Below are 24,084 nucleotides of genomic sequence, written 5' to 3'. Positions count from 1 at the left end.
GATTCGGGGGTGTCAATCGGATGAATTGACCCCTAATTTGGATACCAAGGAGGACTATACATGAATTCTATCTCAAACAAGAAGATTAATCAAGTCACCGATCAAACGCTCGTCGTTGGCATAGATATCGCGAAAAAGAAGCATTATGCCTGCTTTGTGGATGAGCGAGGGAGGGTGCTGAAAAAATCGTTTCCCGTTCCGCAATCCAGAGAAGGGTTGGAATGGTTGTACCAGTGCATCGTGAAAGCGATGGAGGAATTTGAAAAAACGGAAGTGATCGTTGGCATCGAGCCAACGGGACATTATTGGCTGAATCTCGCCTATTTTCTTGATGAGAAAGGCATCCCTCTCGTGATGACAAACCCGATGCACGTGAAGCGATCCAAAGAGCTGGACGATAACCTTCCAACCAAGCATGATGAGAAAGATGCGCTCGTCATTGCCCGGTTAGTGAAAGAAGGCCGATTCAGCTATCCGCGTATTCTGAAAGGGATGGAGGCGGAGCTGCGCGTTGGAGCGACATTTCGCTCCAAATTGGTGGAAGAACAGGGAGCAGTTCGAAATCAGATGATTCGCTGGCTCGATCGGTATTTTCCAGAGTTTACGCAAGTCTTTCCGTCATTTGGGAAAATGGCGCTCGCGGTACTGGAATATACGCCATTTCCGAGTGATCTAGCAGGAAAAGAGCTAGAAGAGGTTCTCGCCCTTTACCGGCAAAGTGAGGGATTACAATCGCCGCAAAGGCCGAAAGTGAAGAAGCTCATAGAACTGGCCCAACACTCCATTGGCGTAACGGAAGGACAACAGATGGCCCGTATCGAAATTGCCACGCTTGTCCACCGATATCGCCAGCTGGAAAAAGAGATCGAGGCATTGATAGAACAGCTGATTGAACTAGTTCAAACCTCCGTCGAATACGAATGGCTGAAGACCGTTCCGGGCTTAGGCGATGCGACCATCGTAGAACTGTTATCAGAGATCGGGAGTTTCTCCCACTATCAGGATCCGCGGCAGCTTATCAAATTAGCGGGCCTGACGCTGCGGGAACATTCCTCCGGCCAACACAAAGGGCAAAAACGGATCTCCAAGCGTGGAAGAAGGCGATTGCACGCCCTCCTCTTCCGCGTGATGATGCCGATGATCCGCCACAACGAAGCGTTTCGACAGTTACATGAATATTACACGACACGACCCGATCATCCGTTGCGCAAGAAGCAATCGATTGTGGTGTTATGTGGGAAATTACTGAAGGTACTGCACGCTGTATGTACGAAGCACCAAGCGTTCGATGCGAAGCGAATGTTGCAGGACATCTTTGGTCTCGAAACGGCGGCTTGATGCCTGCATGCCTTGTGATTCCCTAGACAATAAGGATGACACGGAGAAGCTGGCATGATACCATCCATTCGACCTTGAGTCCCTAAAGGAGCTTAGCTGGCCTCTGCCTGATGACTAGACTGAACGAAGGAATGTAGGCACAAGGATGCCAAGAGACATGGGAGGGTTCGTCATCATCAGCGATGTTGAGATCCAAGGTGCATCCCATACGCTTCCCCCCTACAACCAAATTTAACCAGTAGTGACCGCGAAGCGTACCCAGTCAATGTAAGATATACACATATTTAAGAAATAATGTTAGGAACTTTGTCGAAAAATATTTTTTTGACACCCCTGAAACGGCTACAACCGTTGATATATCAACATTTATAGAGGGAGACGGTATATTAAGATCATGCACAAAATTTTGAATGGAGGGCTGCCTCATAAGGAACCGCCCTTTTTGTGTATTCAGATTAAGCTTGTCGCTTTTTGGTGTTCAGAAAATTTTCAAAGGAGCATTCCTGTTAGAAGTTTTTTCGGGGACTTGAATAAAAAAAGCCCTCTTGGTATGATTCGGGGGTGTCAATCAACCGAATTGACCCCTAATTTGGATACCAAGGAGGACTATACATGAATTCTATCTCAAACAAGAAGATTAATCAAGTCACCGATCAAACGCTGGTTGTTGGGATGGATATCGCAAAGAAAAAACATTATGCCTGCTTTGTGGATGAGCGAGGGAGGGTGTTAAAAAAGCCGTTTCCCGTTCTGCAATCGAGAGAAGGATTGGAATGGTTGTACCAGTGCATCGTGGAAGCCATGAAGGAATTTGGAAAAACCGAGGTGATCGTTGGCATCGAGCCAACAGGACATTATTGGCTGAATCTCGCCTATTTTCTTGATGAGAAAGGCATCCCTCTCGTCATGACAAACCCGATGCACGTGAAGCGATCCAAAGAGCTGGACGATAACCTTCCAACCAAGCATGATGCGAAAGACGCGCTCGTCATTGCCCGGTTAGTGAAAGACGGCCGATTCAGCTATCCGCGTATTCTGAAAGGGATGGAGGCGGAGCTGCGCGTGGGAGCGACATTTCGCTCCAAATTGGTGGAAGAACAGGGAGCGATTCGAAATCAAATGATTCGCTGGCTTGATCGATATTTTCCGGAGTTTTCCCAAGTCTTCCCGTCATTTGGGAAAATGGCGCTCGCGGTGCTGGAATATACGCCATTTCCGAGTGATCTGGCAGGAAAAGAGCTGGAAGAGGTGCTGGCCCTTTACCGGCAAAGTGAGGGATTACAATCGCCACAAAAGCCGAAAGCGAAGAAGTTGATGGAATTGGCCCAACACTCCATTGGCGTAACGGAAGGACAACAGATGGCCCGTATCGAAATTGCCACGCTTGTCCGCCGGTACCGCCAACTGGAAGAAGAAATCGAGGCACTGACAGAGCAGCTGATCGAACTCGTACAGACATCGGTCGAGTACGAATGGTTGAAGACCGTTCCGGGCTTAGGCGATGCGACGATCGTGGAACTGTTATCGGAAATCGGGAGTTTTTCCCACTATCAGGATCCGCGCCAATTATTGAAACTTGCGGGCCTGACACTGCGGGAGCATTCCTCCGGCCAACACAAAGGGCAAAAACGGATCTCCAAGCGTGGAAGAAGGCGGTTGCGCGCCCTCCTCTTCCGCGTGATGATGCCGATGATCCGCCACAACGAAGCGTTTCGGCAGCTGCACGACTATTACACGACACGTCCTGATAATCCGTTGCGGAAGAAGCAATCGATTGTGGTGTTATGCGGAAAATTATTGAAGGTATTGCACGCTGTATGTACGAAGCACCAAGCGTTCGATGCGAAGCGAATGATGCAGGACATCTTTGGCCTCGAAACGGCTGCTTGATGCCTATAGTCTCGATTCTCTAGACAACAAGGATGACACGGAGAAGCTGGCGCGATATCATCCATTCGACCTTGAGTCCCTAAAGGAGCTTAGCCGGCCTCTGCCTGATGACTAGACCGAACGAAGGAATGTAGGCACAAGGATGCCAAGAGACATGGGAGGGTTCGTCATCATCAGCGATGCAGAGATCCACGGTGCATCCCATACGCTTCCCCCCACTACAACCAAATTTAACCAGTAGTGGCCGCGAAGCGTACCCAGTCAATGTAAGATATACACATATTTAAGAAATAATGTTAGAAACTTTGTCGAAAAATATTTTTTTGACACCCCTGAAACGGCTACAACCGTTGATATATCAACATTTATAGAGGGAGGCAACTAAACATTTTTTGCCAAATCTTTCCCGCCGGGGGGTTATATCAAACGGGATCGTTTGAGAAGCAGCACAAGAAAAATAATGGGTGGAAAAATGCTTTCTTCCCGCATTTTAAGACAATCTAGATCGTAGCCAATCGATATGTTGTTCATTGTTGCCGCAAATAACGTTTATCATTCATAAACAAACTCCAGAAATAAAGAAAGCCTGGAAAAAGGATGGCAAACCCAACCACATAAGTGAAAAATACGGCTCGAAAAGTAATGGGATCAGTAAAAGCGGACTGAATCGTCACATTAGGATAAACAATGTAAGGCAAATGCGCTTTTCCGTACACATAGCTGGCTAGTAAGTATTGGGCTGTAACGGTAACAACAGCTATTCTTGGCATGCCTTTTCCCCCTTTTTTGGAAGTTGGAAAGAATAAGCTTGCCCAGCCAATAAAAAACAATAAAGTGGATAGCAATAAAAGCAGGAGATCTTCCATCATGCGATCATACAACCAGGAAGCTTCCCTTTTTAACGTCAGCATAATCAGAAAAGCCGTCAATAATGAAAGAGGTCCTAATATTTTTCCTTGTAAAAGATAAACGGTATACGCTTCTTTTTCATCAGATACTTTGGAGTAATCGGCTAATAGGAGGGAAGATAAAAATAAGGTGCTGATGATGGCAAAGCAGATAAATGCATATGCATTTGGACTAGTCAAGAACTTGGCAAAGTTTAATTGTGCCGTTCCGTTTTCGTAATCAACCATCTGGCCGTGAGTAATTGGCAGCACACTGATGAGCAGGCCGGGGATGATGATTCCTGTAATTCCTGAAATATAAGTCAAAGGCTTTTTATATTCTGTTGCGATATTGGAGAAAACTAAAAAGGCACTGCGTAAAGCAAGCAGAAGCAATATAATGCTTCCGGGAACAAGCAAAATGGTTCCAAGAGTATTTGTTGCTTTTGGAAAAAGACTGTAGACTGCGACCACTAAAGCAACGATAAACGTATTTGTCACTTCCCATGTAGGAGATAAATAGCGGTTGGCAACATTGGTCGCTCTTGTTTTTTTTCGATTTAAATACACCATAGACCAAAATCCTGCCCCGAAATCCATCGAAGCCATAATGGCATAGATAAACACAAAACCCCAAAGAATCGTTATGGCGATGAGTGCGTTTGTCATTTGTTCAGCCTCCTATGACTTTGTATGGGAAATCATTGTTCCGTTTCGTTTCAGATCATCAAGTACGGGATGTTTTCGAAAGTAGTATAAAAGAACGAAAACGACAGCAATGCCCAAAATAACATAAATACTGAAAAACAAAACAAACAAAATTCCTAAGTTTGCAGCGGTTGTTGCAGCCTCAGCGGTAGGCAAAACCCGATAGATCACCCATGGTTGCCGTCCGGTGCAAGCAAATATCCACCCGTATTCAATTCCAATAATTGCTAACGGACCGGATATAACAAAAATCCATGGAAGTGTTTTAGGAAATCGCTCTTTTTTCCATACTTTTTTCCATCCAACGCCTATGAGTGCAATGAGTATAAGTAAAACGCCGATGCCTACCATCGCATTGAATAAAGTATGAACAAATAACGGCGGCCACCATTCTTCGGGAAAATCATTTAAGCCGACAACAACGGTATCGAAACGATTACCTGCCAAGAAACCTAACGCCCAAGGAATTTCAATTCCCCATTTAACTGATTATGATTCGCGATCCGTAAAACCGCCGATCGTCAAGGGAGCATAAGATTGCGTTTCAAACAATCCTTCAGCAGCAGCCAATTTTTCAGGCTGATATTCATGCAAATATTGGGCAGTTTCGTGACCGTTCAACGCCGTCAAAAAGGAAAAAATTCCGCCGATAGCAAGACTCATCATTAGCGCTTTTTGATGAAAACGGTAAACTGTTGAATCGCTTCTGTTTTTCAGCATTTTAAATGCAGCAACGGATGCCACAACAAAAGCCCCGACAATATAAGCAGACAAGGCAACATGTCCTGACGTAACAAAAAAACTTGGATTAAAAAAAGTTTCCCACGGATTGATGTCAGAAAATTTGCCGTTTTCATATCGGAATCCTGCCGGTGTTCCTTGAAATGCGTGGACATTTGTAATTAAAATGGCTGATGATAAGGCGCCGATTCCAACGAACACTAAACTTAAAATTCTCAGCCATGGGGCAATTCTTTCTGCCGCATATACATAAATCGACATAAACAGAGCCTCTATAAAAAACGCATATATTTCAATTTGAAAAGGAAGGGGCATAACGAGCCCAATAACTTCCATGAAACCGGGCCAAAGAAGCGTAAGTTGGACGCCTGCAATGGTTCCTGTCGGGATGCCGACTCCAAGTATAACCGCAAAAGCTTTCGTCCATCGCTTTGCCATGACAGCGTAATCACGGTCTTTCGTTTTTTGGTAAAGGATCTCTGCAGCCAAAATCATGAGAGGCAGTCCTACGCCAATGGTGGCAAAAATAATGTGAAATGCCATTGTGGTTCCAAACAAAGAACGGGCAATCAATAAATCGTCCATTCATCCAACGTCCTTTCAGAATATTATCTTTCAACTAGTATTTTCAATAAAAAGGAAAACATGTATTTAAAAGATCAATTTGCTTATCTTAATTCCCCTGCTTTGATTTCATTGAAAAAATTTTTTCACACACAGGGTTGTCAAACATGTCTTTTACTGAAAAATTTTGTCAAAATCATCATATTATTTAGGCAATAGCAATCCGTCAAAAAGTTAAATTTCAATCAAATGCAAAAAAAGGTTGTTTTTTGGTACAATAATAATTAAATATTTCTTTCGTAAATGATTCGTATAAAAAAAGATATAATTCTCAAAGTTAAATTGTTTGCGTTCCCTTTATTATCATGTAATAATTTCTGTTAACAACATAGATATTTAGTATTTCAAAACAGATCTCTATAATACTGCAAGTGGTGGTGTATAAAATGGAAGGAATCAATCAGTTGCCAGTGAAAGTAGGGGATTGGGTAAAAGGAAAAACAAAAAGCGGCGAATTTATTTACGGTTATGTTGAAACGATAGATTCATCACAAAAGATTATAAGAGTAAAAGTTATGGCTTGCGACAATGAAATCGTCGTTGGTAAAACAGTTGAAACATTAAATCATTGGGTAAAAAAATTGCCCGTATCTCCAATAGAAAATGAAGAGCAGATTAAAGCATTAATTGATTTAGCCTTGTTAACAAAAGATGAAAATTGGTTTATGGAGCTGTCCAACAAATTAAAACAATTAACGAAAGAAAAGGAGAAAGAAAACATAATATAAATGAATAGGACAGCTCCGATGATAATTTTTTCACAATATTTTTTATGATCGTTTTAATACGATTCACGTTCCCCCGTTATAACTTTATGTTATCCTCCCAGAATATAGAGCATTTTATTATTTCAATATATTATACTTCTTTCCCATTGCCAAAAACCTTTATTCTTTTATAGCTGCCCACATTCCTACATTGTATATATTTTTTATCAGCTCAATTCAGTTGTTATGTAATGAAGGAAGACGTTTGAAAAACATCATCATACTGATCAATATTTGTTCACAATAGGGAGTTCTGCTTACATATGCAGAAGAACCGGCGGCATTTTTCAAAGTGATCGTTGGAACGTCGTTTCGTCTTTTTTTATGAAACATACTAAAAAATCACTGATTTTAAACATTAAGAATTACCGTTTAAATGCCATGAAGCCGTTTCATTTAGAAAGAACGAGGCTTTGTCAAATCACCATTCGATCAAGTTAATAACTGGTAATACAATTTCCAAACATATGCATAACGGAAAAAAGAGAATGATTTGGCCTTCCGTGCAGCAGCAAGAAAGACTGATTCCAATCTTTTGGAATCGGTTTTTTTATGACCAATTTTGTCGATGCGTCCAGTACGATCGGCAACTGTAAATTTCTGTATTTTCGGGATATCAAAAGAAGGGCGCCCCAATTTCTCATGATTGAAAAAGTAAAAGGGGTTTCCAGCATTTTTGGTTTAAAAAGTTTCAAAAATAAAAGGAGCTTCATTCAGTGGATCGCTAGTTCTCACAGCTTTTTTGTAATGCTACAATATAGGAGAATATTAGAAAAATTCGATAAACATTGTAAGCTGGCATGTGATGCGATTGGACGAAAAGCTTTAATCAACAATTGAAGGAGGTGTTTTATGATGAAGAAAAGAGAGTATGTCAAACAATGTTGGAAGCGCTTTATTTTTGAAAATAAGCTCGACGAAAAATTATCTCCCATTGTAAAGGATTCATGGATTCGTTCCAAAGAAATGAATGTTGATCCTTTTCAACGATACGGTCAAATGAAAAAAATCGAGATAGACCATTACAAGCCTTTAATTGAATGTTCGGTTCCGTTTATGGAAGGATTGTATTCAATCGTAAAGGGCTCGGGTTTTTTAGTGATTCTTTGCAACGAAAAGGGACAGTTGTTAAAATCAATTGGCGACGCTGATACGTTAAAGATGGCAGCTGATATTCAATTTGTGGAAGGTGCTGATTGGAGTGAACAAGCAATGGGAACGAATGCAATCGGCACTTCGATTGTGATCAATCAACCTGTACAAATATATGCTGAGGAGCATTATTCGGAAATTTGCCAGGCATGGACATGCTCGGCTGCGCCCATTCACGATTCAAAAGGAAAGATAATCGGCGTATTAAATGTTTCAGGCCCATATGAAAAAGTGCATCCACATACTTTAGGAATGGTAGTGTCAGCAGTGAAAGCGATTGAGTACCAGCTGGAGCTGATTGAAAAGACAGAAAAAAACATTATGATGCAAAGATTTCTTGAAGCGACTACCAATAATATGAAAGAGAGCATCCTCATTTTCGATACGGAAGGGCTCATTATTAAAGTGAATGATCAATTAAAAAAGCTGCTTCAATTGAATCATTCTTGCCTGGAAGGGAAAAAGATCAGCGAAGTTTTTAGCAACAAATCGATTATTTCCAATCGCCCTCGACATCTTCAAAATCATGAACTGCACTTAAAAATAAAACAGTCAAACAAAGTTTTTCATGTTCTAGTTGATAAACTCCCCATTTATAAAGACAGCCAATGGATCGGTTCAATGATGATTATAAAAGAGATTCAAAAGATAAGACAATTTATTAATCATTTATCAGGCAATCAGGCGAAAATCACTTTTTCTGATATGATCGGGAAGCATCCCCAGTTTCTCCAAAAAGTAAACGAAGCGAAGCTAGCAGCAAAAACGGACTCAAATGTATTAATTTTAGGAGAAAGCGGTACGGGAAAAGAAATGTTTGCACAAGCGATCCATAATGAAAGTGACAGAAAGCATAAGCCTTTTATAGCCATCAATTGCGGCGGAATTCCTCGAGATTTATTAGGAAGCGAACTGTTTGGTTATGCGGACGGTGCTTTTACCGGAGCGAAAAAAGGGGGAAGTGCAGGAAAATTTGAGCTTGCCGATGGCGGTACGCTTTTTTTAGATGAGATTGGAGAAATGTCTTTGGAAATGCAAGTATTGCTTTTACGAGTCATACAAGAAAAGGAAGTGGTGCGAATCGGCGGGCATAAAGTTTTGCCTGTTGATGTTCGCATCATCGCAGCGACGAACAAAAATCTTCGGGAAGAGGTCGAAAAAGGAAGCTTTCGGGAGGATTTGTTTTTCCGGCTTAATGTCATGCCGATCACTTTGCCGTCATTGCGAGAAAGAAAAGAAGACATACCGCTCCTTGTTCATCATTTTATTGAAAAAAATTGTGAAAAGTTAAATAAGCCTTTTCCTGAAATCAAACCGGATTTTTTTCAAGCGTTAATACATTATCATTGGCCGGGAAACATTAGAGAATTGCAAAACATAGTAGAAAGAACTTTAAACAAATTGACGAAGCCTGTTTTAACTATTAAAGATTTGCCTGAGGAAATTATAAAAACGGACTCCAAGCCAAAAGCGGAAACGGTGTTTATTCATCGAGATGAAATGAAAAAGCAGTCGATCTTGCAAGCTTTACGTCTATATAACGGCAACATCACAAAAGCTGCGCAATATTTAGGGATATCACGAAGCACTTTTTATCGGCAAATGCAAAGATTTCAAATCCCTTATTAATATCATTTTGTTTCATTTCGTATCAAATTGTATCATTGTGTCTCTAAAAAGCGTCCCAAAACGGGACGTTTTTTTGTAGCATAAGAAAATCTTATTCATTTTCAATGAAACTAAATATATCAATCACGAAAAATGTAGTTTGGCACAATTTTTGCATTTAACTATTTGAAACCGTTTTCTATTTTGGTAGAAGGGAGAGAATACATTGGCAATTTCTAAAAATGATCTTTTATGGATGTATGAAAACATGTACAAAATCCGTTATTACGAAGACAAAATGGCAGAAGCTTATACTGAAGGGAAAAATCCGGTTTTCAATATTGGGGCTGGTCCTGTTCCTGGCGAAATGCATTTGGCAACAGGGCAAGAACCGGCAGCCGTCGGCATATGTGTCCATTTGAAAAAAGAAGATACGGTTACGTCGCCTCACAGGCCTCATCATCATGCCATCGCCAAAGGCGTTGACCTAAATAAAATGACGGCTGAAATTTTTGGAAAAGAAACCGGGCTTGGCAAAGGTAAGGGAGGACATATGCATTTGTTTGATCCGGATGTCAAGTTTTCCTGTGGAGGAATTGTTGGAGCAGGAATCCCGCACGCCCTTGGCGCAGCACTAGCTGCTAAGAAAAAAGGAAAAGACTGGGTTGCGGTTTCATTTATCGGAGAGGGAGCCGCCAATCAAGGAGCTTTCCATGAGTCATTAAATATGGCAGCACTTTGGAATTTACCTCTTATTGTGGTGATTGAAAATAATCAGTACGGAATTTCTGTTCCGAAAACAGCATCGACATCTGTAGCATCCAATGATGTTCGTGCAGCTGCATATGGCATTAAAGGATATTACGTCAAAGACAACGATCCGATCAGCATGTACGAAGTATCAAAAGAAGCAGTGGAACGCGCCAGACGAGGCGAAGGTCCATCGATTATTGAAATTGAAACATATCGTTACTTGGGACATTTCCAAGGGGATCCGGAGCTGTATAGAGATAAAAATGAAGTGTCGCTTCTTCGGGATAAAGATCCGATCATACGCCTTCGAAATCTATTAATCTCTGAACAAAACATAGCGGAAAACGATCTTGACATCATTGAAAATAAAGCAAAACAGGAAGTAGACGCTGCTTATCAATTTGCACGCAGCAGCAATTATCCGAATCCGGAAGATGCTTTAAAAGATTTATACGTTTCGTAAATAAACAGGAAAGGGGTTATAAGCTGTGCAAGGAACAAAAACGCGCTTGTTAACGGGAAATAAGGCCATGGCGGAAGCGATTAAATTGGAGATGGAGCGAGATCCAAACGTGTTTGTCATGGGGGAGGATGTCGGAGTTTACGGGGGTATCTTCGGATCGACAGAAGGGTTATTTCAACAATTTGGATCAGATCGAGTGATTGATACCCCGATATCTGAAACTGCATTTATTGGAGCGGCCATTGGCGCAGCAACCGAAGGAATGCGGCCGATCGTTGAATTGATGTTTGTCGATTTCTTCGGAGTTTGTATGGATCAAATTTATAACCATATGGCAAAAATCCCTTATATGTCGGGCGGCCGAGTGAAGCTGCCAATCGTGTTAATGACCGCTGTTGGCGGAGGGTATAGTGATGCTGCTCAGCACTCTCAAACTTTGTATGCAACGTTTGCGCATTTGCCGGGAATGAAAGTGGTGGCTCCATCCACTCCATATGATTTAAAAGGGATGATGATTTCAGCCATTCGGGATGATAATCCTGTAGTCTTTATGTTCCATAAAACGCTGCAAGGCTTAGGATGGATGGATCAATTAGACGCATCAGTCGGTCATGTGCCGGAAGAAGCTTACACGGTGCCGCTAGGAAAAGCAAACGTTGTCAGGGAAGGGAAAGATATAACAATTGTAGGGATTCAAATGACGACTCATCATGCATTGGAGGCTGCCAAAAAGCTGGAGCAAGAAGGAATTGAAGCAGAAGTCATCGATTTGCGTTCACTTGTCCCGTTAGATCGTGAAACAATCCTGCAATCCATTAAAAAGACTCATCGATTACTTGTAGTAGATGAAGATTATTTATCATACGGCATGACGGCGGAGATCGCTGCCATAGCTGCAGAGGAAGGCTTGTATGACTTAGAAGCTCCGGTCAAACGATTGGCTGTACCAGACGTGCCGATTCCTTTCAGCCGCCCGCTTGAACAGTTTGTTTTACCGAATGCAGAAAAAATTTATCAAGAAGCTGTAAAACTCGTTAATGAATAAATCTACCATTTCTTTCACAGGAGGCCAACATGATTATTGAAATTAAATTGCCGCAATTGTCGGAAGAATATAATGAGAGCTTAATTGCATTTTGGCATGTGTCAGAAGGGGATGCGGTGGAGCAAAATGACATACTTGTTGAAGTTCAAACGGAAAAGGCGGTTTCGGAGCTGCATGCACCTGCAAGCGGAATCGTGAAGGAAATCCGCAAAAAAAGAGGAGATACAGCATCTGTTGGCGAAGTGCTTGCAACAATTGAAACAGCTGAACGCGACGGGCAGCCTGACATCAAACAAGAAGAAACGAATGAAAGATTGAAAGAACAAGAAAGATCGGAAGGACAAGCAGCGACGGAGCAAAAAGTCGAGAAAAAGGCGACGCCGCGCGTGAAGAAATTAGCGAAAGAGCTAGGGGTGGATTGGCGGCTTGTGGAGCCGACTGGTTTAAACGGGAAAGTAACGGAAGAGGATATTCGCAACGAGCACAAGAAAAGGGAAAAAGAGAAGCAAACAAATTCTTCATTCATAGTTGCCGCTCCATCCGTGCGCAAATTTGCAAGAGAACATCAAGTGAATCTTGAAGAGGTAACTCCATCGGGTCCAAACGGCAAAATATTAAAAGAAGATATTGAGGCCGTGATCAAAAGACGCAAAAATCAGCTGCATGAGATGGAAAGTCCGCAAAAAAATCCGAAGGAAGAAACAAAGATCAATTCGATACAAGATGAATATATTCCGCTTTCAAACATTCGCAAACTCATTGCACGTTCAATGGTTCATTCGAAAAAGACGATTCCGCATGTAACACATTTTGATGAAGTGAATGTTACAAAGCTTGTTCAGCATCGGCAAAGCGTAAAATCATTTGCGGAAGAGGAAGCAATCAAACTCACCTATTTAGCTTATGTTGTGAAAGCATTGACGATCGTTTTGAAAAAATATCCACAATTAAACGCTTCCTTTCATGAAGAACGTGAAGAAATCATTTTGAAGAAACAATACCATATCGGTTTTGCGGCTGATACAGACCGCGGTCTTGTCGTTCCGGTCATACGGCATGCAGACCAAAAAACATTATTTCAAATTGCTAAAGAAATTCACGAGCTTTCCCTAAAGGCAAGAGATGGTTCTATTCAAGCGGATGAAATGACAGGCTCTACATGTACGATATCGAATATTGGATCAGCTGATGGCGCATGGTTTACACCGATTATCAACCATCCGCAATCGTGTATTCTTGGCATCGGCCGGATCGAGAAAAAGCCTATTGTGGTCAATGATTCAATTGAAATTGCATCCATGATGGCGTTATCGCTCAGTTATGACCACCGGATAATGGACGGAGTATTGGCACAAAAAGCATTGAACGAGCTTAAAAAATATTTGAACGAGCCAAATTTCATTTTTGTTAATTAATGTGTGTTAGAAGAAATATAGACAATATTGGGGCTGTTCAGAAAGTCAAATCCCCATTGAAAACAAAAAACATCAAATATCGACGTTTCTAAAATATTAAAGGGGGCCGTCTATAAGCCGAAAAAGTCTTATAGACAAGCCCCTTTGTCCTTCACAACAATTTTAAATTCTGTCTTTGAGACGTTCTTACTTTTTTTACTTATTTCAGATCAATTGAAAACAGACCGACGCCTAGCATATTTATGGGCTGCTTTAACAGGTTTCCCTAAGAACAGTAGCTGGGGTCCGATTATTTTATTTTTTGGTTTTCTCCGCAAAATGAAGCGGATGTCTTCTCGACTTTTTATGGTAAAATAATTAACAACAGTCTCAGTTAAAGGAAGAGGATGCATGTGAAAAATTGGCTGCCCATTTTGTTTATTGGCTTTGGTTTGCTTTGTGTGGCATATGGCGGATGGAAGTTATGGTCCATGAACAGCGCCCAAAATGAAGCATTGAAAGAAGCCCATCAGCTTGTTGGTGCAGAAAGCCTGGAGAAAAAGGAGAAAAGCGGTGTTGTACCAAGCGACTTTCAACCGAAAATGGACGAGGTGATTGGCATTTTGCACATTCCGAAACTTGAAGCACAATTGCCGATCGTTGAAGGGACGGATGAAGATGAATTGGAGAAAGGCGTCGGTCATTACAGAGGGACTGCTTTTTCTGGGCAAAACGACCAAATCGTTTTATCAGGACATCGGGACACAGTTTTTCGCAATGTTGGCGATTTAAAAATTGGAGATGAACTCATTGTCGAAATGGAGTATGGCCGTTTCACATATTTGATTCAAGAAACGGAGATTGTAGATGCCGATGATCGAACAGTGATCCGATCCACTGCTCCTAACGAAGTTTTAACATTAACAACATGCTATCCGTTCGGTTATATTGGAAACGCACCACAACGATATATTATTTATGCGGTACCGGCATAATTCAGTGGAAAAACGAGCCCTTGCTTATAAAGCATCAAGGGTTCTTTTCTGTTTTAATAAAGTCATTCAGCCGTCTATCCGTAACTGTTCATTTAGCATTTGAATGAAGTTAAATGAGCGGTAATCGAATGATAAATTTGGGGCTTTAATCGCAGATTAAGGCGATGTCGATTTCAAATTATTTCACAATAAGATCCAATGGGCATTCATAAATAAAAATTTCTATTTTTTGATCGGAGAGTTGTTCGAGTTTTGTTTGTCAATATTTCATGTTTTTTATTTCATTTCTGTACACGTGCATGTATGCTGGATGTCTCTTGCAATTGGCAGTATATTTTACACTTTACATCTGCATCTTGCTGAAAAAAAGACTGCTAAACTGTCTGGATGAATAATATTGGATTACCTGTTATGACCAGAAACCCGTTTTTTTTCTATTGGCACTCATTGGCGCAGTTATTTCTGTGATTGGAATATTTGCCATCGGATACAATGTGTTGCGTAGTTTGAAGAATTGACTTTGTCAATCATTTAAAATGCCGCCTCGGAATATATAACAATTTGTTTTTTATTCTAAAAACCTTTTTTCCCTTTTAACGCTAATAAAGTTTTACAAACAATTAATTTTTAAAAAAGTAGAAAAAGTATTGCTTTATAATCATCTAGTTGTCGGCGGGGGAGCTGTACGTTCAAACGGGATTTTATAAAATTGCTTTTGAAATGCACCCAGGTTTTATTGTTTACAATCCTGAAACTTTATTAAAGTTAAGAGAAAATGTAGGGCCAAGTATTGGAGCGAATTTTGATCCAAGCCATCTCATTTGGCAAGGCATTGATCCTGTTGAAGCAATAAAAAAATTAGGACGTGAAAATGCCATATTTCATGTACACGCTAAAGATACTTATTTGGATCAAGCAAATATACAAGTGAATGGCGTTTTAGATACAAAGCATTACAGTAAAATTTTGGACCGATCATGGACATTTCGGTCGGTTGGCTATGGCCAAGGTGAAAAAGTGTGGAAGGATATTGTAAGTGCCTTGCGTGCTGCCGGATATGATTATGTTCTTTCAATTGAACATGAGGATATGCTGGCATCCATTGATGAAGGATTAGGAAAGGCAGTAAGCTTATTAAAGCAAATTCTTTTTAAAGAAGAAGTTGCTGAAATGTGGTGGGCATAACAGTCACATTGTAAAGGCAATCCCTAGGGAATTTTAAGAGTCCCTAGGTTTTTTTATTTGGGTTACGGTAGGCATCACTTTTAATGCGAATTTTTTTTGCGGAAAGTCCTCTGCAAATAAAAGCTTAGGATAATCATCTGTCTTTCTTAAACAATTACGAATAAAATTTATTCATTAAGCCATTTGTTTGTGTGACGAGTGTAAAAAAAATAAATAATAAAATTTTCGTTATTAAAGAAAAAATGAAGATTGAATGATGAGAAAAACAAGAATTTCCAGCGTTTTCTGCGTCGATCATAGATTTCATTAACTATATGTTTTTTTGACGAAATGAATAAAAAATATTGAAATTTTAAAAATTCAGATATATTATAATATTTGAAATATTAGTTCCGGAGGAAAAGGGAGGAGAAAAGATACCCAGGGAAATGAAAGCGTTTTAAAAAAGGGGAGGCGAATTTTGAAAGCGTTTTACTTGACAAGTACGGGGGGATTTTGATGAAAAAGAAGTTATTTTTGATTATGCTAGTTGTTTTCTTAGCCGTTTTATCGGCTTGTGGCAACAGCGCGATTCAGTCAACATCGAAAAAAGAAGAAGGCGGGAGCAAAAGCGGAGGAACAATAAAAATTGGTGTGCTGCTTCCAGATTCGGGGGTTTATGCTTCACTTGGAAAGCATTTGCACAAAGGTATGGAGCTGTATTTTGACAGCATTGATTGGAAAATTGGATCCAAAAAAATCGAAATTATTAAAGAAGACAGTGAAGCTGATCCGCAAGTAGCATTAAGGAAAGCGAGAAAATTGATTGATCAAGATAAAGTGGACATTTTAACAGGAACGGTAAGCACGGCGGTAGCCTATGCCATTCGCGATGAAGTGGATAAGAAAAAAATTCCGTTCCTTGTTTCGCATGCGGGAGGAAATGATTTAACGAGAAGCAAACGAAGTGACTATATTTGGCGTTCTTCTTTTTCCTCGTGGCAGATTGGCAATTCATTAGGAGAATGGGCGTTTCATAACGTAGGAAAGACAATGTACATTGCAGCAGCAGATTATGCGTTTGGACGGGAAGTATCTGAAGCGTTTAAAGAAGCTTATACTGCCGCAGGAGGAAAAATTGTCGGTGAAGTTTACCCGCCTCTCGGAAACAATGATTATTCCTCTTATTTGACCACGATTAAAAATGCAAAGGCTGAAGCAGTATATGCATTTTTCGCAGGAAGTGATGCGGTGAGATTTGTTCAGCAATACGATCAATTCGGGTTAAAAGAAGATAAGAAATTAATTGGTTCCGGCTGGCTTGTTTCAGAGGACGTGCGGAAATCACAAGGAAACGCAGGAGTTGGAACAATTTCCTCTATTTTCTGGGATTATAGTATAAAAACAGAAGAAAATAGACAGTTTAAAGAGGCTTTTGAAAAGAAATATAATGAACGCCCGACCATTGAAGCATTGGAAGGCTATGATGCTGCCAAAATTATTGCAGAAGCGCTGACAACGCTTGACGGCGACGCCTCAGATCCAGATAAAGTGGTAGAAGCGATTTCTAATGTTGAATTCATAAGCCCGAGAGGCCCGATTAAGTTTGACAAGGAGACCCACCACGTTATTCAAAACATGTATATCATTGAAACCAAGCTTGTGAATGGACAGACGGAAAACGAAGTGATCGAAATTATTGAAGAGGTGAGAGATCCAGGAAAATAGATAAAAAAAGAGGTGATAATCATGGATATTATCGGGGCGCAGCTAGTAAACAGCATTTCATACGGGCTTTTGCTCTTCGTCATTACATGCGGATTGTCGCTCGTCTTTGGCATTTTAGGAGTATTGAACTTGGCGCATGGATCGTTGTATATGATAGGAGCTTATGTCTCATATTCGATTACCGTCCATTCTGGACAAAATTTTTGGCTTGCCTTAATCATTGCACCTTTAGCAGTAGCTGTTTGCTCTCTCATTATTGAAATGATCTTATTGCGGCCGACTTATCAGCTAGGGCACCTGTCACAAGTATTGTTAACATTTGGGCTTGCGTATGTCATTCATGATATGACAGCGGCGATATGGGGATCGGATGTTTTATCGATCCCTTTGCCTCAAAGTTTATCAGGTACGGTAACCTTATTTAATCAAGCCTTTCCTGTCTATCGTTTAGCTGTAATTGCAATAGGTTTAATTTTAGCGGGGCTGTTGTGGTTCATTCAAGAAAAAACGCGCTGGGGGGCGATCATTCGCGCTGGACTGAGCGATAAAGAGATGATATGTGCTTTAGGTGTAAATATTCAACTAGTTTTTACCGTCGTGTTTTTCATAGGGGGATATTTAGCAGGTTTTGGCGGAGTCATTGCTGCGCCGATCCTCGGGCTTTATCCAAGCATGGAATTCCAAACGCTTATTTTGGCATTAGTTGTTCTCGTTATAGGGGGCTTAGGGTCGATCGCTGGAACGTTTGTGGCCAGCTTAACGATTGGGATTGTTGAGACTTTTTGCCGATTTTTAGTTCCTGAGTTAAGCTTGTTCGTCGTTTTCGGATTAATGGCGGTCGTCTTAATCGTCAAACCGAACGGATTGCTCGGAAGGCAGGTGGTTAAGCATTGAACAAAAAAGGTTTCGTTCTTATTGCCGCAGTTATGTTGCTCATCTTTTCCCCCTTTATCTTTTCTTTGTTTTATTTAAATTTGGTAACTGAAATTTTAATTTTAGCTATTTTCGCTCTTAGTTTAAATATTTTGGTCGGATATACCGGGCTGGTTTCGCTTGGCCACGCGGCGTTTTTTGGAGTCGGGGCTTATATGTCCGCCATTCTTGCAAGGGAGATATCTCCAAACTTTTTCCTTACTCTTTTCGCCTCGCTTGCGGCTGCAATCATTGCATCCGCCATCATCGGAATTTTTTGCGTAAAGGTGAGCGGCTTTTATTTTCTTATGTTAACATTGGCTTTTTCGCAAATGATTCATTCATTTGTCCACCAGTCAACGACTATCACGGGCGGTTCAAACGGATTATCAGGCATTCCAAGCCCTTTAATTGGATCACTTGATTTTTCAAACCCGGTTTACTTTTATTATTTGATATTGCTTTTGTTTATATTGATCTACGGCGGTTTAAGCCTCATCGTACACTCCCCTTTTGGGCAAGTATTAATAGGGATTCGCGAAAACGAAACAAGATTGAAATCGATGGGCTATCATACAACACTATATAAGCTTGCCGCATTTGTTTTAGCCGGCGGGCTCGGCGGAGTAGCAGGATCGTTATATACAAGCTTTAACAGCTTCATTTCGCCTAGCGATGTATATTGGACGATGTCTGGCTCTGTTTTAATTATGGTTCTTATCGGCGGTTCTGGAACAATGATCGGGCCCGTTTTGGGAGCAGCATTTATCGTCATTTTAGAAACGATTGTCAGCTCTTATACGACCATGTGGATGATGATTATTGGGATTATCTTTATCTTGTTTGTCGTATTTTTCCCAAAAGGAATTGTCGGGCTTGGAAAATTGCTCTTTCAGTCATTTTCAAAATCCAACAAGCTGTCAGCTATTTCCGGAAAAAAATCCAATGCGTTGTATAACAATGATGTGAAGAATTGAGGGATGGGGCATGGAGAATCCTGTAATCTTGAAGATTGATCGCGTCGGCATGCATTTTGGCGGTCTTGAAATTCTTAAGGATGTTTCATTGGAAGTGAAAAAAGGTGAGCGGATAGGCATTATCGGTCCGAATGGAGCCGGGAAAACGACCTTTTTCAACATTTTAACCGGCGACCTGAAGCCGAGCAGCGGGTCCATTTATTATAAAGGAGAAAATATAACGAATGTTGCCAACTTTAAACGGACAAACGCCGGAATCGTTCGCACCTTTCAACGAAACAATTTGTTGAACGAACTGACGGTGCTTGACAATTTATTATTAGTTTTACAGCGGAAACATCATTTGCAAAACGTGTGGTTTAAAAAGAGAAACGAAAAAAAATACCCGAAGCTTTTCGAGGAAGCAAACCAATTGATCAAAACTTGGGGATTGGAAAAGCGCGCAAATGAAATAGTGAAAAAGCTGTCATACGGCGAACAGCGGCAAATCGAAATTTTGCTTGGCATTGCGATCAATCCGCAAGTTTTATTATTAGATGAGCCGACTGCCGGCATGTCGCAGGCGGAAACGGATTATATTGTCGATTTGCTGCACAATTTGCCGAAGGACTTGACCGTTTTAATTATTGAGCATGATTTGGAGGTCGTATTTGGACTGGCGGATAGAATGGTCGTTTTATATGACGGAGGAATTCTCATTGACGGCGATCCAAATGAAGTGAGAAACGACAGGAGGGTGAACGAAATATATATTGGAAAGGAGGAAGCGGCAGCACATGCTTAAAGTTTCAGATTTAAATACATTTTACGGCGACAGCCACGTCCTCCATAATGTTTCGTTAACGGTTGAACAAGGCAAGGTAACCGTCCTGCTGGGAAGAAACGGAATGGGGAAAACAACAACGATTCATTCTATCATGGGAATCATTCAATCAAAAAAAGGAAAAATTGTGTTTGAAGAACAGGAAATTCAATCAAAGACGAGCTTCCAGGTTTCGAAATTAGGCGTTGCTCTTGTTCCGCAAGGGAGAAGAATATTTCCGAATTTGACTGTAAAGGAGAATTTAATGACCACTTATAGGCCTGCCGAAAATGGCTGGACATTAGAACAAATTTATGACACGTTTCCAAGGTTGAAAGAAAGAGAAGCATCGATGGGAGGGGCTTTGAGCGGGGGAGAGCAGCAAATGCTCTCAATTGGACGCGCTTTGTTAACGAATCCTAAATTACTGCTGCTTGACGAGCCGTCAGAAGGATTGTCCCCATTGATGGTTCAGGAAGTGAAACGGATTATTCGTGAATTAAAGAAGCAAGGTCTTACAATGCTTTTAGTTGAACAAAATTTATCGATGGCGCTTGAGCTTGCAGACCGCATATATATTTTAAACAAAGGCTCGATCGTGTTTGAAGGCTCTCCCGACGAATTAAGCTCTGCTGTAAAGCATAAATATTTGCTGTTAAGTTCGTAAATTGTTCAGAAACATCTGATGATGATGCTGTCAAAAAGAAAAAGGGGCTCTTAGAAAGTCAAATCGCCATTGAAAACAAAAAATCATAAACACCGATATAACAACGTTTCTAAAATTAATGGGGGCTAATAAGCCGTAAAATCGACTTATTAGCCCCCCTTTTTTACATATTTTCCAGAATAATAGAACGGAAGAAACAGGTCATTACGGTGATTTTCCTAAATAAACTGATGAGCGGGCAGCACCTTATTTTGCAAAAATAAATTGTCGGCGATTTGCAATCAAATTTTCCAAAAGAAAAACAGAGCTGCTGCAATTTACGGGTATCATTTCTAGAAATATTGATTCTTGATGCATAACCCGAATAGAGCTTTCGCAAAGCAGAAAAAGGTTCAATTTGGAACTCTTACATGCTGCAATTGCTTCGGAATGAACGATGAAACCAATCAATATAGGTAAAGCAAGCTGCTGCCCTTTATCGAAATTCCGCCACATTCTGTCCGCAAGCCTCGCTTAATCGATAGTTCATTGCACGAAATTCACGTTCGACAGGCTCTTAACATTACACACTTATGTAAGTATTTCTTTAGTAAACGATTATTTCCAAACCTCTTCGGCAATTTCTACGACATGGCGCAGTTTTGCCCATTGCTCGTCTTCTGTGAGCAAGTTTCCTTCCTCAGTTGATGCAAAACCGCACTGAGGGCTTAAGCAAAGCTGATTGAGATCAACAAATCGGGATGCTTCATCAATGCGCCGTTTAATTTCATCCTTATTTTCTAATTCTCCAAATTTTGACGTGATCAAGCCGAGAACGATGGATAAATTTGACCGGTTTACGAAGCGAAGGGGTTCAAAGCCGCCGGCTCTTTCGCTGTCGTATTCCAAAAAGAAGCCGTCCACATTTACGCCTTCAAACAATATTTCCGCCACTGGCTCATAGCCGCCGGATGAAATCCAAGTGGAACGAAAATTGCCTCGGCATATGTGCATCGTAATTCTCATATCATCAGGACGATTGGCAACAGCTTCATTAATTGTTTTCGCATACAATTGTCCTAACGTATCCGGATTTAAGCCGCGGGCCCGCATTTGCTCCTTTTGCTCTTCTGAACAAAGATATGCCCATGATGTATCATCCAGCTGCAAATAACGGCATCCAGCATCGTAAAATGCTTGAATTGCTTTTTTATACGTTTGGGCTAAATCGTGGAAAAACTCGTCTTGATCTGCATAAGCGCTTTTTTCAATCGTCCCTCTGAAATGAAGCATGCTCGGGCTCGGGATAGTCATTTTGGCTGTATGGCCGGAAGCGATGCTGTTTAGAAACTTGAAATCTTCAAGCATCGGATGGCCATTGAAATCTAGTTTGTCAACAACTTTAATAGAATGAGATTTTGTTTGTTTTTTATGGAATTGGATTCCGGTCTCTGTGTCGTATCCTTCAACACCTACTAAATTTTCAAGGAAGTCAAAGTGCCACCAAGCTCTTCGGAATTCGCCGTCTGTCACCGCTTTGAGGCCAATTTCCTTTTGTTTTTCGACGATGCGTGTGATTTCTTCGTTTTCCACCTCTCTTAATTGCTCAGCTGTTATTTCCCCATTTGCTTTTTTCAATCGGGCTTGTTTAATTCGGTCTGTTCTTAACAGACTGCCTACATGATCTGCTCGGTAAGGCGGCAAGTGGCGTTGCAATGATTGATTGGACATATGCTGTTTTCCTCCTTCTCCGGTTGAAATATTATGAATAATAACAAAAAATGAAAGAAAAGTAAACTTTATAAGCAGGGGGATTTTTCATTAGAGAGGTATGAATGACATTTTTTGATAAATTTTCATAAAATAAAAGCCCTCAGCCGCCATGTGCGGCCAAGGGCAAATCACTTGCCTGCGAAAGATTAGCTAATGACAAATTCGAAGCTGCCGAATAATTTTACATCTTTGCCGATGAGGAATCCTCCTGTTTCAAGAGCAGCGTTCCATGTTAAACCATAGTCTTCGCGATTGATTTTTCCTTCTACATCAAATCCTGCGACAATGCTTCCGTCCAACGGGTTTTTCGATTGACCGTTGAATTCTACTTTGAACGTTTCGGTTCTAGTAACATTTCTAATTGTCAATTTTCCTGTTACTTCATAGTCATCGTCGGAAACCTTTTTAATAGATTCGCTGACAAACGTGATGACCGGATAGTTTTCGACATCAAAAAAATCCCCGGAACGAAGATGGTTGTCTCTGTCTTCATTTTTTGTGTCAATAGAAGAAGCTTGAATTGTTACTTTTACTTTTGCAGATTCGAGCTGATCGACATCGCCGTCAACTTCTACATCAAATTGCGTGAATTCTCCCTTTGCTTTGGAAACCATTAAGTGTTTTACTTGGAAAGAAATAGAGCTGTGCACCTTATCTAATTGAAAATTTGCCATTTTTTATTTTCCTCCTTTTGTTTTGATATTATCATAACCGAAAAATATCTCGAATTCAAATATTTTTATATAAATATTTTTTGACAAGGTAAAAGAAAAAAGAACCAATTTTGATAAGATCTTCTTTAAGTAGACAGTGGACAAGGCCCATATACTTAGAGGGGATTTTTTTGAAACGAAAAGAGCAAACATTTCGTCATTATTAAGAAAAAGGCTCTGCTTCCTTATTGACGAAAAGCACCCTTTATTTTTGTTTAACCTCTGCAAGCAATTGGCCTATTGCAAAGGAATCAGGGCGGGAGAGATGGTTCGAATGGCGTTGGCATAGCCGATCAATAGAATGTTTTATAGAGAGAAGTGAAAGAATGAACAGTAAAAAGAAATCTTGATTTTGGATAATTCCAAAAAATATTTTTTTGTTTATGATTACAGCGGCTCTGATTTGAGGCGTTTTCCATCACATCATGACAGTGTATAAGCAAAATATCCACCATTAGGACAATTAGTTGAAGTAGATGGAAAGAATATGCACGTTTATACAAAAGGTGATGGAGAAAACACGATTGTGTTATTAAGCGGTTTAGGCACAGCAGCTCCCGTGTTAGATTTCGAACCCTTAGTAAATGAATTGGCAAAGAATCATAAAGTGGTCGTAGTAGAGAGCTTTGGATATGGTTGGAGCAACGTAACGAATAAGGAACGAACAGTGGAAAATATAGTGGAGGAAATTAGAACCGCTTTAAAATCAAATATAGAAGGTCCTTACATATTGATGCCGCCCTCTATCTCTGGCATATACAGCATGTATTATGCTAATGCATACCCAGATGAAGTGAAAGCAGTTATAGGGATTGATTTCACCTTGCCGCAGGCTTTAGAGTATTTCGGCGAGTCAGCTCCAACAATGTCCGAATATATGAAGTATGTTTTCACCAACTGGAATTGCACGATTGGCATTATATATCATTCCTGATGATTTCCTTCCTAGTAGCTGAAAAAGGTACTTATTCCGAAGAGAATTTAACAATGACCAAAGCCATTTC

17 protein-coding genes and 2 pseudogenes are annotated in these 24,084 nt (G+C 40.6%); 15 read left to right on the top strand and 4 right to left on the bottom strand.

The features are described 5' to 3' along the window. Positions 1-60 precede the first annotated feature (60 nt). Both NSS70_RS19975 and NSS70_RS19970 read left to right on the top strand, forming a co-directional pair. Positions 61-1,338, top strand: a complete 1,278-nt coding sequence (locus tag NSS70_RS19975) for an IS110 family transposase (protein ID WP_340882404.1) — start codon at positions 61-63, stop codon at positions 1,336-1,338. Between the two features lie 612 nt (positions 1,339-1,950). Continuing rightward, a complete protein-coding gene (locus tag NSS70_RS19970) occupies positions 1,951-3,228 on the top strand; it encodes an IS110 family transposase (RefSeq protein WP_340881924.1) in 1,278 nt (425 codons plus the stop codon). 527 nt (positions 3,229-3,755) lie between these two features. On the opposite strand, the gene NSS70_RS19965 is transcribed toward NSS70_RS19970, so the two are convergent. Next, on the bottom strand, positions 3,756-4,784 hold the full coding sequence (locus tag NSS70_RS19965; RefSeq protein WP_340882402.1) for a cytochrome d ubiquinol oxidase subunit II: 1,029 nt from the start codon (positions 4,782-4,784) through the stop codon (positions 3,756-3,758). Between the two features lie 12 nt (positions 4,785-4,796). Continuing rightward, positions 4,797-6,149: pseudogene (locus NSS70_RS19960) on the bottom strand (cytochrome ubiquinol oxidase subunit I). A gap of 425 nt (positions 6,150-6,574) precedes the next feature. On the opposite strand from NSS70_RS19960, the gene NSS70_RS19955 reads away from it, so the two are divergent. The 12 genes and pseudogenes from NSS70_RS19955 (at position 6,575) to NSS70_RS19900 (ending at position 20,615) form a co-directional block, all read left to right on the top strand. Next, positions 6,575-6,916 (top strand): IDEAL domain-containing protein, encoded by a 342-nt coding sequence (locus NSS70_RS19955; RefSeq protein ID WP_063389111.1) that lies wholly within the window; start codon positions 6,575-6,577, stop codon positions 6,914-6,916. Between the two features lie 891 nt (positions 6,917-7,807). Then, a complete protein-coding gene (locus tag NSS70_RS19950) occupies positions 7,808-9,736 on the top strand; it encodes a sigma-54-dependent Fis family transcriptional regulator (protein ID WP_340882400.1) in 1,929 nt (642 codons plus the stop codon). A gap of 205 nt (positions 9,737-9,941) precedes the next feature. Then, positions 9,942-10,931: a thiamine pyrophosphate-dependent dehydrogenase E1 component subunit alpha gene (locus NSS70_RS19945; protein ID WP_144597639.1), complete on the top strand. Its 990-nt coding sequence runs from the start codon at positions 9,942-9,944 to the stop codon at positions 10,929-10,931. A gap of 25 nt (positions 10,932-10,956) precedes the next feature. After that, positions 10,957-11,976, top strand: a complete 1,020-nt coding sequence (locus NSS70_RS19940; RefSeq protein ID WP_144597637.1) for an alpha-ketoacid dehydrogenase subunit beta — start codon at positions 10,957-10,959, stop codon at positions 11,974-11,976. A 29-nt stretch (positions 11,977-12,005) separates the two neighbouring features. Further along, positions 12,006-13,391 (top strand): 2-oxo acid dehydrogenase subunit E2, encoded by a 1,386-nt coding sequence (locus tag NSS70_RS19935; RefSeq protein WP_340882397.1) that lies wholly within the window; start codon positions 12,006-12,008, stop codon positions 13,389-13,391. A 392-nt stretch (positions 13,392-13,783) separates the two neighbouring features. Further along, positions 13,784-14,365: a class D sortase gene (locus NSS70_RS19930; RefSeq protein ID WP_445290593.1), complete on the top strand. Its 582-nt coding sequence runs from the start codon at positions 13,784-13,786 to the stop codon at positions 14,363-14,365. Positions 14,366-15,061: 696 nt separating this feature from the next. After that, positions 15,062-15,550: pseudogene (locus NSS70_RS19925) on the top strand (sugar phosphate isomerase/epimerase family protein); the annotation flags it as partial. Positions 15,551-16,048: 498 nt separating this feature from the next. Continuing rightward, positions 16,049-17,257, top strand: coding sequence for an ABC transporter substrate-binding protein (locus tag NSS70_RS19920; RefSeq protein ID WP_063389097.1), 1,209 nt, complete (start codon positions 16,049-16,051; stop codon positions 17,255-17,257). 21 nt (positions 17,258-17,278) lie between these two features. Then, on the top strand, positions 17,279-18,151 hold the full coding sequence (locus NSS70_RS19915) for a branched-chain amino acid ABC transporter permease (protein WP_063389096.1): 873 nt from the start codon (positions 17,279-17,281) through the stop codon (positions 18,149-18,151). Beyond that, positions 18,148-19,146: a branched-chain amino acid ABC transporter permease gene (locus NSS70_RS19910; protein ID WP_340882394.1), complete on the top strand. Its 999-nt coding sequence runs from the start codon at positions 18,148-18,150 to the stop codon at positions 19,144-19,146. Before NSS70_RS19915 ends, NSS70_RS19910 begins: the two co-directional genes overlap by 4 nt. A 10-nt stretch (positions 19,147-19,156) precedes the next feature. Continuing rightward, a complete protein-coding gene (locus tag NSS70_RS19905; RefSeq protein ID WP_117016884.1) occupies positions 19,157-19,930 on the top strand; it encodes an ABC transporter ATP-binding protein in 774 nt (257 codons plus the stop codon). Further along, positions 19,923-20,615, top strand: a complete 693-nt coding sequence (locus tag NSS70_RS19900; RefSeq protein ID WP_066251407.1) for an ABC transporter ATP-binding protein — start codon at positions 19,923-19,925, stop codon at positions 20,613-20,615. The genes NSS70_RS19905 and NSS70_RS19900 overlap by 8 nt, the downstream gene beginning before the upstream one ends. Before the next feature lie 597 nt (positions 20,616-21,212). Here NSS70_RS19900 and NSS70_RS19895 read toward each other — a convergent pair. Both NSS70_RS19895 and NSS70_RS19890 read right to left on the bottom strand, forming a co-directional pair. Then, positions 21,213-22,325, bottom strand: a complete 1,113-nt coding sequence (locus NSS70_RS19895) for a cobalamin-independent methionine synthase II family protein (RefSeq protein WP_340882393.1) — start codon at positions 22,323-22,325, stop codon at positions 21,213-21,215. A gap of 188 nt (positions 22,326-22,513) precedes the next feature. Next, a complete protein-coding gene (locus NSS70_RS19890; RefSeq protein ID WP_066251402.1) occupies positions 22,514-23,041 on the bottom strand; it encodes a YceI family protein in 528 nt (175 codons plus the stop codon). Positions 23,042-23,567: 526 nt separating this feature from the next. Between NSS70_RS19890 and NSS70_RS19885 the strand changes: the two genes are divergently transcribed. Next, positions 23,568-24,014, top strand: coding sequence for an alpha/beta fold hydrolase (locus NSS70_RS19885; RefSeq protein ID WP_340882390.1), 447 nt, complete (start codon positions 23,568-23,570; stop codon positions 24,012-24,014). Positions 24,015-24,084 lie beyond the last annotated feature (70 nt).

Origin of the sequence: Aeribacillus sp. FSL K6-2848, assembly GCF_038004325.1 — a bacterium.
In the GTDB taxonomy this organism is placed as follows: domain Bacteria; phylum Bacillota; class Bacilli; order Bacillales; family Aeribacillaceae; genus Aeribacillus; species Aeribacillus composti.
This window is presented reverse-complemented; position numbering and strand designations above follow the sequence as displayed.